Annotated in this window: 14 protein-coding genes and 1 other RNA gene; 5 read left to right on the top strand and 10 right to left on the bottom strand. The window is 28.3% G+C overall.

The annotated features are described in order from the left end of the window. Positions 1–131 precede the first annotated feature (131 nt). The 4 genes from PG913_RS07975 to rny all read left to right on the top strand — a co-directional run bounded on the left by PG913_RS07975 (position 132) and on the right by rny (position 2,545). The gene (locus PG913_RS07975; RefSeq protein WP_271230275.1) at positions 132–422 is read left to right on the top strand and encodes a hypothetical protein; all 291 of its coding nucleotides are present in this window, start codon (positions 132–134) and stop codon (positions 420–422) included. 12 nt (positions 423–434) lie between these two features. Next, complete coding sequence (locus PG913_RS07970) at positions 435–722, top strand: cell division protein ZapA (RefSeq protein ID WP_271230274.1); 288 nt, start codon at positions 435–437, stop codon at positions 720–722. Between the two features lie 59 nt (positions 723–781). Continuing rightward, a non-coding RNA gene (gene ssrS, locus PG913_RS07965) (6S RNA) lies at positions 782–890 on the top strand. Between the two features lie 47 nt (positions 891–937). After that, positions 938–2,545, top strand: a complete 1,608-nt coding sequence (rny, locus tag PG913_RS07960; RefSeq protein WP_271230273.1) for a ribonuclease Y — start codon at positions 938–940, stop codon at positions 2,543–2,545. A gap of 63 nt (positions 2,546–2,608) precedes the next feature. Here rny and PG913_RS07955 read toward each other — a convergent pair whose 3' ends face one another. Further along, entirely contained in the window at positions 2,609–3,337 is a 729-nt protein-coding gene (locus PG913_RS07955; protein ID WP_271230272.1) for a hypothetical protein, read from the bottom strand. A 215-nt stretch (positions 3,338–3,552) separates the two neighbouring features. Between PG913_RS07955 and PG913_RS07950 the strand changes: the two genes are divergently transcribed. After that, on the top strand, positions 3,553–4,047 hold the full coding sequence (locus PG913_RS07950; RefSeq protein ID WP_271230271.1) for a DinB family protein: 495 nt from the start codon (positions 3,553–3,555) through the stop codon (positions 4,045–4,047). 25 nt (positions 4,048–4,072) lie between these two features. Here PG913_RS07950 and PG913_RS07945 read toward each other — a convergent pair whose 3' ends face one another. The 9 genes from PG913_RS07945 to murQ all read right to left on the bottom strand — a co-directional run bounded on the left by PG913_RS07945 (position 4,073) and on the right by murQ (position 11,898). Further along, entirely contained in the window at positions 4,073–5,227 is a 1,155-nt protein-coding gene (locus PG913_RS07945) for a gliding motility-associated C-terminal domain-containing protein (protein ID WP_271230270.1), read from the bottom strand. A 214-nt stretch (positions 5,228–5,441) separates the two neighbouring features. Continuing rightward, on the bottom strand, positions 5,442–6,365 hold the full coding sequence (locus PG913_RS07940; protein ID WP_271230269.1) for an arabinofuranosidase catalytic domain-containing protein: 924 nt from the start codon (positions 6,363–6,365) through the stop codon (positions 5,442–5,444). A gap of 4 nt (positions 6,366–6,369) precedes the next feature. Then, positions 6,370–7,689, bottom strand: a complete 1,320-nt coding sequence (locus PG913_RS07935; protein ID WP_271230268.1) for a hypothetical protein — start codon at positions 7,687–7,689, stop codon at positions 6,370–6,372. 261 nt (positions 7,690–7,950) lie between these two features. Beyond that, the gene (locus PG913_RS07930; RefSeq protein ID WP_271230267.1) at positions 7,951–8,139 is read right to left on the bottom strand and encodes a hypothetical protein; all 189 of its coding nucleotides are present in this window, start codon (positions 8,137–8,139) and stop codon (positions 7,951–7,953) included. An 8-nt stretch (positions 8,140–8,147) separates the two neighbouring features. Then, entirely contained in the window at positions 8,148–8,648 is a 501-nt protein-coding gene (locus PG913_RS07925) for a hypothetical protein (protein ID WP_271230266.1), read from the bottom strand. 33 nt (positions 8,649–8,681) lie between these two features. Then, the gene (locus PG913_RS07920; RefSeq protein WP_271230265.1) at positions 8,682–9,644 is read right to left on the bottom strand and encodes a hypothetical protein; all 963 of its coding nucleotides are present in this window, start codon (positions 9,642–9,644) and stop codon (positions 8,682–8,684) included. 154 nt (positions 9,645–9,798) lie between these two features. Beyond that, complete coding sequence (locus tag PG913_RS07915) at positions 9,799–10,851, bottom strand: ATP-grasp domain-containing protein (RefSeq protein WP_271230264.1); 1,053 nt, start codon at positions 10,849–10,851, stop codon at positions 9,799–9,801. Next, positions 10,851–11,090 (bottom strand): DUF6095 family protein, encoded by a 240-nt coding sequence (locus PG913_RS07910; protein WP_271230263.1) that lies wholly within the window; start codon positions 11,088–11,090, stop codon positions 10,851–10,853. The genes PG913_RS07915 and PG913_RS07910 overlap by 1 nt, the downstream gene beginning before the upstream one ends. After that, on the bottom strand, positions 11,083–11,898 hold the full coding sequence (gene murQ / locus PG913_RS07905; RefSeq protein ID WP_271230262.1) for an N-acetylmuramic acid 6-phosphate etherase: 816 nt from the start codon (positions 11,896–11,898) through the stop codon (positions 11,083–11,085). The genes PG913_RS07910 and murQ overlap by 8 nt, the downstream gene beginning before the upstream one ends. Positions 11,899–11,969: the final 71 nt, after the last annotated feature.

Raw genomic sequence — 11,969 nt, 5'->3', positions numbered from 1 at the left:
AAAAATACTAAAAATAAGCCAAATACTTATAGGTCTTATAATCAGTATTTTATTAAAAAGTAATAAAAGAGTTGCTATTTAAAATCTATAATGATAACTTTGTATATATAGTTTTATTCTCAAAAAAATAAATGAGTACTCCTTTAGAAGCAATTTATTTACTAGAAGATAAGTTGAAAAACTTACTTTACAAGTATGATTTTTTAAAAGAAGAAAACCAAATTTTGCTTGAAAACCATGCAAAGTTACATGTTATATTACAAGAGAAAACGCAAGAATTAAAAATAAAGCAAGAAGAATATAATTTGCTTAAAATTGCTAAAACTATAGAAGGCAGTAAAGAAAATAAAAAGGAAACAAAACAAAAAATAAATACTTTAGTTCGAGAAATAGACAAATGTATTAGTCTTTTGAATTCATAAAAGTTCTTTAACATGACAAAAATAAAAGTTAATGTAGTAATTGCAGGAAGAACGTATCCGCTGAGTGTTAAAAACACAGATGAAGAACAAGGGATGCGTACAGCAGCAAAAAACATTAATGATTTACTTGTTAAGTTTGAGCAAAATTATGCAGTAGCTGATAAACAAGATGTGTTAGCAATGTGTGCATTGCAATTTGCATCTAAATTAGAAATAGTATCTTTAAAAAATACTAAAGATAATACTGAGGTAATAAATAAAATAAATGATTTAACTAACTTGTTAGATAAGCATTTATAACGTTCTTTAAAATATAGATATATTAATATTACTGCCTACATTAGTACATTGTTTATTAAACTCAACACTATTTATTTAGAAAGGATGAGTCTTGGTTCTTAAAGCATGCCGATTTTACTTCGGATCCTTGACAAGCCAGTTAGTCCTAAACCTGTTTTTACGGAGTTTATAAAACCTTATTAATGTAGGTTTTTTTATACAATTAAATTAAAATTATGGATGGAATTTTATTTCCTGTATTAGCAGGAATTATAGGAGTAGCAATCGGTTTTATTATAGCTAAAATATTAGAAAAATCTAAAGCAAATAAGCTAATCATAGAAACGAATAAAGAAGTAAAAAATATTGTTAAATCGGCTAAAATAGAAGCAGATGCAATAAAAAAAGATAAAATTTTACAAGCGAAAGAAAAGTTTATTGAACTAAAATCGGAGCATGAAAAAGTAATTTTATCAAGAGAAAAGAAAATTTCTGATGTTGAAAAGAGAACAAGAGATAAAGAAAGTCAAATTTCATCAGAATTAGATAAAAACAGAAAATTAAATAAAACTGTAGAAAATAAAGCAACAGATTTTAATGCTAAAATTCAGGTTTTAGAAAAGAAAGAAGCTGATTTCGAGCATAAAATAGAAATTTTAGAAAAGAAAGAAGCTGAAGTAGAAAAAGTACATAAACGTCATGTTGATATGCTAGAAGAAATTTCAGGTTTATCAGCAGAAGATGCTAAAATAGAACTAGTATCATCATTAAAAGATGAAGCAAAGGCGGAAGCAATGTCGTTTGTACAAGGAGCTATTGAAGAGTCTAAAATGACAGCGCAACAAGAAGCTCGTAAAGTTGTTTTAAAGACAATTCAAAGAGTAGGTGTAGAGCAAGCTGTTGAAAATTGTGTGTCAGTATTTAATTTAGAATCTGACGATGTTAAGGGACGTATTATTGGGCGTGAAGGACGTAATATTCGTGCTTTAGAAGCTTCAACTGGTGTTGAAATTATTGTAGATGATACTCCAGAGGCGATTATTTTATCTTGTTTTGATCCTATTCGTAGAGAAATTGCACGTTTATCAATGCATAAATTAGTAACTGATGGACGAATTCACCCAGCAAGAATTGAAGAGGTTGTTAAGAAAACAGAAAAACAGATTAGTCAAGAAATTATAGAAGTAGGTAAACGTACTGTTATCGATTTAGGAATTCATGGGTTACATCCTGAATTAATAAAAATTGTTGGGCGTATGAAGTATCGTTCGTCTTACGGACAAAATTTATTACAACACTCTCGTGAAGTAGCAAACCTTTGTGGTATTATGGCTGCTGAAATGGGCTTAAATGCAAAAGCTGCTAAACGTGCTGGTTTATTACATGATATTGGTAAAGTGCCAGAAACAGAAAGTGAATTACCACACGCTTTATTAGGTATGCAATGGGCTGAAAAATATGGCGAAAAACCAGATGTATGTAATGCAATTGGAGCTCACCGTGATGAAATAGAAATGAAGAGCTTATTATCACCAATAGTACAGGTTTGTGATGCTATTTCAGGAGCAAGACCAGGTGCACGTCGTCAAGTACTAGATTCATATATTCAACGTTTAAAAGATTTAGAAGATATTGCTTTTGGTTTTACAGGAGTACAAAAAGCATATGCTATTCAAGCAGGTCGTGAGTTAAGAGTTATGGTTGAAAGTTCAAAGGTTAACGATGCAAAAGCTGCAGAGTTATCATTTAATATTTCACAAAAAATTCAGAATGATATGACGTATCCAGGACAGGTAAAAGTTACTGTGATTCGTGAAACAAGAGCTGTAAACGTAGCTAAATAGAATAGTTTATAAACTAAAATATATAATTAAAAAACCCTCATCATTTTGATGAGGGTTTTTGTTTTAGTTATCTTTTCTGTAAGTTCTTCTAGAGTTACTAGTTGTTTTTTTATGATGAGGTTTTTTTGAGTAATTTTTGTTTTTACGCCTTTTTAAAACACGATTGTGTTTTCCTATTTTTGTCTTAGGGTTAGCTCTGTAATAGAAGAAATTTCTATCCTCTTTATATTTACGGTAGTTGTTTTTAAAACTTCTTTTGTAAAAATAAGCATTATCATAATTATATGTAGTTCCTATATTAATGTCGATGTCTACATTATTATTACCATTGTGGTGATTATAATAAGTACCAGTTCCACAATGATTATTATTGTACTTTACGTTACCATGAAATTGAGGAGTATCCCAACGATCATATCTAATTTTTAAATTTCCTACTTTAGCTAATTTACCAAATCTATAATCAATAAAAACACTACCTATTCTAGTCACGTTTCCATTAATTCCATAATTAATAAAAGTATTATCAATACGTCTTATACGACCTCTATTGTCTCGCTTTATAAGTACTCTGTTGTTGTAGTTTGTATATCTATTATTTTTGTAATATGTATTAAAATCAAAATCACCATTTAAAAATATATGAAACTGTATATCTCTTTCAATAAAAGTAACAACATCATTATAGCGATTTTTAACTTCAATATTACTAGTTGATTTATGTGTGTTTTTAGCACTTACAGTCGTTAGTGACATGATTGCGATTAATAATAAAAGTATCCCTTTTTTCATAATTGATAAATTTAGGGTGATGCTTACTCTATATGCTTTTCGGCTTCCGCATTTGATAATTAATTTTCAAATAGCATGCCATAAATTAATTTTGTAGTTTATTTTCTTTATATATAGTTATTTATTAGGTGCTTATGTGCTTTATTGTAAATAAGTTTTATCTATTTGTAAAAAATACTATATTTATACGACTCACCCTTCAGATAAATAAAAGAATGATAGACGCTATTGATAAAAATTTGCAAAGAGGAATAAAATTATTAAATGCTATTTCAGATGAAGAATATAGTGATAAATCAGTACCACCATATTATTCGAGTATAGGAGCTAATATGCGTCATGTATTAGATGTTTTTGCTTGCCTTTTTAATGGTATAGATAAAAAAATAGTTGACTTTTCAGATAGAGAAAGAAATCAATTAGCTGAGGAGAAAACAAAATTTGGTATCGAATATTTTAATGATGTAATTACGCAATTACATGCATTAACAATTACAGACTTTGATATAATTGTAGCTGTAACAGATGATTTAGGAACAGGTAAAATAACAGTAAATTATACGTTAGGAAGTGCTTTGACACAAGCGCATAGTCATGCGATACATCATTTTGCAAGTATAGGTTTTATTATTAATCAATTAGGAATAGCTTTACCAGACAAAGATTTTGGATATAATCCGACAACGTTAAAAAGAGAAGCTGTTAAATAATTTTTAACAGCTTATATTTGGTGCACTATAAGTTAATATAAACCCAACCTTTTTGAACTTTAGAAGTTCCATTTTTTACATAATTTAAAATATAAAAATAAGTACCAGTAGGTAATTTATCTTTAGTATTTAATGTAAACCTACCTGTAGATTCTCCTGACCAATTGTTTTTATAGTTTTCAGTTTTATATACTACATTACCCCAACGATTAAAAATTTCTAAATTGTTGTTGTCGTAGCTTTCTAAGTTTTCAAAAATTAAAGTATCATTAATATTATCGCCATTAGGAGAAAAAAGAATATTTGTATCAACTGAGTTATTATCAGAAAAACCTGAGGCAATTGTTATAATTTCAAAATTATCAGGAATAAAAGTATTTGAAGTTATTCTTCCTGAGTTTAAATCTCCAATAACATTAGCGTTACCAAGGTCTATCCATTTATTTTCGGTAATACTCCAACCAACTACTTTTAATCTATCAATGGCATCAGTAATTAAAGGTATGTCACTTTGTGCATTCCAAGTAAGAGTAATTGAAGTTGCATTTGTACCGTTTAAATCCCAAAATTCTTTTTTACTAATATTTTCAATAAAAACTTGTTTTTGGTCGGTTAAAAAAGATTGACCAAATGTATTTGGTGTATTAGGATCTTCAGAAAAATACGCACCTAAAAAGGTAGATTTAGTACTTTGAGTAGGTAATATCATAGGTCTTAATTGATTATCATCACCAATTGGAAATGTGAATTCATTTAAACCATTTATAGATGTATAACCGTCAACATGTCTTAAATTGTCTTCACCAGCATAAATATTATGATTGATAAAATCTAAAGAAGTATTTAAATTATCTCTTGGTGTAAGTATTTTTCCATTAATAAAGCTTAAATCATTTGTAATACCTAAAGATGTTTGTAGTTCTAAATCATTTGCTGTATCAATATCAACATCAAAAAAAATAGCTTTATTGTTTCCTGAAACAGTTAGTATTTCTGTATCACTATAAAAAGTGACTAAGCCTTTATTATTATCATCAAAATTTCCATCATTGACTAAATTAGTGTGAAAAGCAATGCTTGCATTATCATGTATTTGAATAGCTCCATGATTGTAAAATGCTGTTTGCGCTGTAATTGATAATGGCATAATTATGACCATTAAATATTTATATAATTTCATAGATACCCCCGTATTTATAATATTTTATTACTTTAAAAGCTTTAAAATAAGCTTTATATATATAGTCTTATATTTTTAAATATCCTTACATCTAACAAAATAAATAATAGTAAATAAGGATTTTAAATGTATTTATATGAAAAGTGTAATTGATTATTTATTAGTGTTTTATTTTTATAAAATATTTGGTTGTTTTTATAAAGAAGTTTTATGTTTAAATACCCCAAAATGTTATTGAATTTTGTTCTATTTCTTGTATTTGTATTGTATTTATGTTTGTATTATACATAATAATTTCATTGAAAGAACTTGTTGTACGGCTATTAGGTTTATTTCCTGTAGCCCAACCTATCGCAAAATCTTCAGTTCTATTACATTTTCCTTTAGTGTATACATTATTAAACATTTCTATAGTACCTGAGCGTGCAATTGTATTTGTTGTCGTTTTAATAAAAGAGTAAATTTGCCAGACATTTATATTTGTATTATTATAAAATCGTCGAGTATTATTACAACAAACACCAGGATCAAAATATAAATAATTATCATTCCAGTTTATATGAGTAGACCAACGATTTTCATCAACTAAAACACCAAAAGTATGTTGGTTTTTTTTTGTTGCTTTTATAACAGAAATAACAGTACCTTCATTTCCATTATTGGTTAGGTCTTGTATTCCGTTAGGAGTATCTATTGTTAAATGATCTCCTTGATTATTAACATTATTATCATTTCTACCATCTCCTTGAAAATAAGGAATAGTTACATCAGGATAAAAACGAGGTTGCCTATGTTGTGTAGTTTGTACAGCATTTCTACCTAAACCACTTTGGTCATACCAGGTATGTACAAATACATTACTTGTACCTTTCCATGTATTTATTGCATTTACGTCTACAATATCATTATCTGCCCATCCAAAATCTTGTTCGGCATTATCACTAGCTCTTCTTAGTCGAATTATAGGACCATTATAGTTACTTTCTATAACTCGCATAGAAAAAGCAAAACTTATATTATCCAATTTATCATCAAGTATATGATGAGGTTTTTTAGTAGGAAAATTATTGTACTTTGCTATTTGAGAGTACCCTGATAAGGTGGTAGCTAATAAAAGTATTAAAATGTATTTATTCATTTGTTTACTTTTTTAAATCACCTGTTAAATGAAATATATTAGTGCCTGTAGCTATAAGACCTGCGCCAGCATCTTTACCTGCTGTTTTAAATCTTGATAATCTGTTTAATATTGTTGCGCCTCCTTGTATAGTTACTTTACCAGTACCTATTTGATAAATACTTATATTGTAACCTATAGGTAAACCTGTTGGTACGGTAAGCGTTATATCTGTTGTGCTATTAAAAGTTAAAACATTTCCATTATCAGAAAGTGTTAATGTATAGTCTGAAGTTTTATTTATTATCATAGCTAAATTAGGGGTAATCCATTTGGTAGCTGTACCTGTTGATGATAAAATTTGCCCTAATGTACCTGCATTACCATTAGGAAGACTTGAATCTAATAAAGCTCCATCTAATTTAAGTGTTTCTTTAATTGTTACTGTTGTATTATTAGCTGTTTCATCAATATTAATTGCTTCTTTTCCGCCAACAACAAGACCAATTTCATCAGCAGCAGGTTTATACATCCCTGTATCTTTATCAGTAGTAAACCTATAAGATGGGGTTCCTACTGTTCCATCAGCATTATTTAAACCAGTTGTTCTTATTGCACCTCTAACATTTAATTTATTATTTATATTATTTGTAAAAGCTAATCCAACTTGAAGTCTTTTGTTTGTTTCATCCCAAAATAATTGGTCATTATTTTCTGTAGGATTTCCTGTTGCACCAGCAAAAAAGATAGAACCTGTAGTTCCTGTTATAGCTGCTGTATTATCAATCCAACTAGTACCTGTATTTGTTGATGATAGTATTTGACCAACATTACCATAATTACTTCCACTATCTCTATAACCTCCTTGTACTGATATGTTTCCTGTGATACGTGTGTCACTATAAAGGTTAATACCTGTAGTTGCTCTTATATCAAAATAACCATTAGACTGTAATAGTACATAATTAGCATTATCTATATCAAATCGATCAAAACCAGAAAACCTTAACTGATTTCCTCCTCCTCCTACAAATCTATTAGAAGTTAAATTTCCATCGATATTATAAATATTATCAGTATAATATCCCGACATATTTCTCCAAATAGGTGCAGATAATGGTTCTGTATCATAAATTTTAATTTCACTATTAAGTGTATCAAACCAAATATCACCTTCTAAAGGATTTGTTGGTGCTATACCTGTAATATTTGTTGTAACAGTGCTATTTACTATTTTAATAGTTCCTTTATTATCAATAACCCTAACTCGTTGTGCATTTATTTTTAATGAAAAAATAATAAATGCAAAAAGTAATATATAAGTATTTTTGTTATATTCTATCATTTTATGTACTATATAAGTGTTTTGAATATTGATAATTATGAGAACTTTATTATAATAGTTACTATTTTGTAGTAGGGGGTGTACAAGAATAGTTTTATTTTTCTTTTAAAGATAAAAGTATATAAATAATTGTTTTTTAATTTTTTTAGGAATACGAGTGAATGTTATCTGGATTTCCTATTTTTATATAGCTTTTAAGCATTGGTTCTATTTTGAAAGAACCAATGCTAAGCTATATATCAAATAATTTTATATTTAAAATTATTTGATATATTGAATTTCAATAACATCACCAGCATACATTGGTAAATCAGCAGCATCGTAAGTTATAGTAACAGTACCAGCAGTTGTTAAAGCATCAAAATCAGTTGTATGTCTTAATTTAGCACCATTTCTGAATACAAATAATTTATTAACAGACGCAGCATTTAAGGCAGGTAAACCAGCCACTACAATATCTACATTTGCTCCAGCATCAGCAGCTTGATCACGTATACGTGATAAACAGCTTCTACTTTTAATAAATCAGTAAGTTTTATTTTTTGAATCGCTCCAGAAACTTCATTTCTAATTAATACAGTAAAACCTGTACCAACTCCATGAATCGACCTATCAGTAGCATCAACAGAAGCTGTAGTTGCATCAGTAACTAATTCAAGTCCATCTAAAGCAAATTCTTTATTTGCATCTGCTGTAATATACGTGTTATCAGTTAAAGCACCACCTAATTGCCAAGTAGTAGTTGTTCTATTACCAGGAGCAGTAGAAGTAATTTGAGTAATACCATTACTAGATTGTAAGTATTTGATGGTACCTTTATTGTCAATTAATTTTACGGTTTTAGTTGCGTCTGTATCTTTAATAAGTGTAGTAGCATCAGTATTTTGAGCACTAACAGTTCCGACTAACATACCAACGGCAACGACGGCTAATTTAAATTTGTTTGTAATTGTTTTCATAAATAATTGTTTTAGGTTTCTAATTAAGGTTTATTAATAAAATTGCACTATTCTTATTTTATCACCTGAGTAGCATGTAGCTTCAGGTTCTATTTCTATAGTAGTACTATTTACTACTGTAAAATCTATTCGTACACCGTTTCTATATACATTTACTTTTTTTTCATCTGTAATTACAATATTAGGAGTAAACTGTACTTGCCCGTCAATAGCGGTTATTGGTGTTACTTCCTCTCTAAGTAAACTTGTTGTTGTTACTTTTTTTAATAATCCTGTTATAGGGTTTACAGTAACAATTGCATCTGTTGTAAGATCTCCGTCTTCTAAACCAGTAATTCCTAAAGTAAATGCAGCACTTGTTTCTATAATTGTTGGTTTAATAAGTACACCACCTAATTGTATATTGTTGGTTGTATCCATTGTTAAACCATTATCTGCTGTTAATTGAGTTTTTGCAGGAATCCAATTACTACCATCGTATGTGTAAATATCACCTGTAGTACTATCAATATATAAATCACCAGCAATTGAGTTTGTTACATTTGTTTCAGGTGTTCCATTTCCTTTTATAGGATTGTTATCTAACGCTATCCAGTTACTACCGTCCCATATACTTGTCGAATTATTTAAGTCAGGGTTAATCCAAAAATCAGCCAAACCATTGTCGGTAGGTGCTGCATTTGATGTTGTAACTTTTATACTTGTACCTGTATCTGTACCTGTTCCCGTACCATTATTACATAAACTTTTCCATAATGTTCCATCATATACAAAAACACAATTTTCAGTAGTGTTATATACTAAAGCTCCTTTTAAAGGTTGTATAGCAAGCATTTGAGTATCACTCATTCTACTAATAACAAGTGCTTTGTCAATACTTTCTAGTTCTAAAATAGAGTTCAAATCAATTAATGATGGATTATCTCCTATTTTTACTTGAGCATAAAAAGAGCAATTTATAAGTAAAAGAAGTATTAAAGTAAATATAGCTTTCATACTTTGTTTTTTTAGCAATATTAGTTTTTTTTTTGTAGAGTTATGTGAAATTTATGTGAATTTTTAAACGTATCTATCTATAAGACAATATTTTTATTAAAAAATTACTTAGTTTACACAGATAATTCATAATATACATATTTTTTTTAAAAAATCAATTTTTACTTAAATTAGCAATTAATTTGGTGTAATTTCTTAATTTTTTAATGTCTTTAATGAAGCCTAAAGTTGTGTTTTTTTTGTGTTGATTTTTATCAAAATTAAAACGTGCAATTTTATTTAATTGTTTCCAATGTGCTCTAATATCTTTTAATGCTTTAAAATAGGTTGTACTTTTAGCGTCGTAAATATGTGTAGGTTCAGCTAAAATACCATTAAGTTCTAAAATTTTAAAATCACCTTTTATAATATCTTCAAAAGAGTTATATTTAATATCTAATCTACCATAATACCAATCATTATCTTGATTTTTTAAATGATCAAAAGTGCTTTCTAATTCTTTAGATATAAGATGATTTCCATTTATAAACCTAGTACCTTTAGAATGATTACCAATACACGATAATTTAATTTCTCTTCCGTTTTCTATTATCTTATCAAGGTTTATATTGGAATCTTCTTTTATGATATCTAAATAAATTTTAGCCCTTTTATCATTAACAATTAATTCATATAAAGTTGAAATACCATTTCCTGTAACACTTAAAAACTCTTTTAATGTGATAGAAGTAATTTCTCCTTTTTCTTTATTAGGTAATCTATGATAAAAAATACCACATTCATTTTTTTCGGTTAAAAATTCTTGAATGATAATATCAATAGGGTACTTTTTTAAATAACAAATTAATTCTTCTTTATTCGTTATTTTTTTGACAAGTAAACCTCTAAATCCGATGTCTGGTTTTGCTATTAACGGATATGTTATTTCTGTTTGATTAATAGCTTTTAATGTATTACTGATTAAAGAATCAGCTTTATGTAGCACCGTTTTAGGAAGGTATTTTTCAGGTAATAATAACAGTGTTTTAAACTTCGATTCTGTACCAATTCCTGAGTTTTCAATACCAGGATTGGTAGCCGTAAAAAAAACTAGATTCCTTGCTTTTATCATATGATAACAAACAAAAGGAATATTAGGAATATAGAACATAAACGATGGCCAATATTCCCATTTAATAATTTTATTTATTTTCGTATTTGTTTTCATTAGGTATTAAAAAGAGTATCTAAAAATGATTTTATAGTTTTAAAGCCATGATATACAGTAAAAAATATTAAAAAAACGCCAAGTGCCAATGATATATAAGCAATATATATTTTAGGACTTTCCGTAAAAATCTTTTGTGCTTTAAAACCTAAACTTAGTGTAATAGGAGAAACTATTAATAAACCTAATAAAATTAAAAACTTTTTTACAACAGTATCAGTAGTTGTTTTTTTACTCATTTTCGAAGTTTTTAATAACATTTCTAACGTTTCCGTGTTTTTTTAAAAGATTGTCTGCGAGTTTTTTGTCGATATTTAATTCAGAAACTAACATTTTTTTTGCTCTTTCTACTAATTTTTTATTAGAAAGCTGCATATCCACCATTTTATTGCCTTTTATTTTACCTAATTGAATCATTGTTGCAGTAGAAATCATATTCAGTACTAATTTTTGAGCCGTACCAGCTTTCATGCGAGAACTCCCTGTTACAAACTCAGGACCAACTACAACTTCAACAGGAAATTGAGCTGTTAATGCTAACGGACTATTTTCATTACAAGTAATACAACCAGTAGTTATTTCATTCTGATGACATTTTTCTAACGCCGAAATTACATACGGAGTTGTTCCTGATGCTGCAATACCAATAACAATATCTTTATTTGTTATTTGTTCTTTTTGTAAATCTTTCCAACCTTGTATTGTTGCGTCTTCGGCATTTTCTACGGCTTTCCTGATGGCAATATCTCCTCCAGCAATAAGTCCAACAACCAACTCATGAGGAACGCCAAAAGTAGGAGGGCACTCACTTGCATCTAAAATACCTAAACGTCCGCTTGTACCAGCACCTATATAAAATAAGCGTCCGCCTTGTTTTAATTTTGATACTATTTGCGTAGTTAGTTTTTCAATTTGAGGCAATGCTTTTTCAACAGCTAAAGGCACTGTTTTATCTTCGTTATTTATGTTTGATAATAATTCAGAAATACTCATTTTTTCTAAATGATTATACTTTGATTCTGTTTCGGTTGTTTTTATAAAATCCATGTTTCAAATTTAGTAATTATTAATTTTTTATGCTGATAAAATTTTTATTAATGTTTTCAACAAAAAAAGCA

The sequence above is a fragment of the Tenacibaculum pacificus genome, assembly GCF_027941775.1.
Taxonomy (GTDB): Bacteria; Bacteroidota; Bacteroidia; order Flavobacteriales; family Flavobacteriaceae; genus Polaribacter; species Polaribacter pacificus_A.
Note: the sequence above shows the minus strand (reverse complement) of the source record. Positions and strands in the feature narration are given on the sequence as shown.

Coding starts and splice junctions, on each gene's coding strand:
- PG913_RS07955 (WP_271230272.1), bottom strand. CDS start 3,337: ATGAAAAAAGGGATACTTTTATTATTAATCGCAATCATGTCACTAACG.
- PG913_RS07950 (WP_271230271.1), top strand. CDS start 3,553: ATGATAGACGCTATTGATAAAAATTTGCAAAGAGGAATAAAATTATTA.
- PG913_RS07940 (WP_271230269.1), bottom strand. CDS start 6,365: ATGAATAAATACATTTTAATACTTTTATTAGCTACCACCTTATCAGGG.
- PG913_RS07970 (WP_271230274.1), top strand. CDS start 435: ATGACAAAAATAAAAGTTAATGTAGTAATTGCAGGAAGAACGTATCCG.
- PG913_RS07925 (WP_271230266.1), bottom strand. CDS start 8,648: ATGAAAACAATTACAAACAAATTTAAATTAGCCGTCGTTGCCGTTGGT.
- PG913_RS07975 (WP_271230275.1), top strand. CDS start 132: ATGAGTACTCCTTTAGAAGCAATTTATTTACTAGAAGATAAGTTGAAA.
- PG913_RS07915 (WP_271230264.1), bottom strand. CDS start 10,851: ATGAAAACAAATACGAAAATAAATAAAATTATTAAATGGGAATATTGG.
- rny (WP_271230273.1), top strand. CDS start 938: ATGGATGGAATTTTATTTCCTGTATTAGCAGGAATTATAGGAGTAGCA.
- PG913_RS07935 (WP_271230268.1), bottom strand. CDS start 7,689: ATGATAGAATATAACAAAAATACTTATATATTACTTTTTGCATTTATT.
- PG913_RS07920 (WP_271230265.1), bottom strand. CDS start 9,644: ATGAAAGCTATATTTACTTTAATACTTCTTTTACTTATAAATTGCTCT.
- murQ (WP_271230262.1), bottom strand. CDS start 11,898: ATGGATTTTATAAAAACAACCGAAACAGAATCAAAGTATAATCATTTA.
- PG913_RS07945 (WP_271230270.1), bottom strand. CDS start 5,227: ATGAAATTATATAAATATTTAATGGTCATAATTATGCCATTATCAATT.
- PG913_RS07910 (WP_271230263.1), bottom strand. CDS start 11,090: ATGAGTAAAAAAACAACTACTGATACTGTTGTAAAAAAGTTTTTAATT.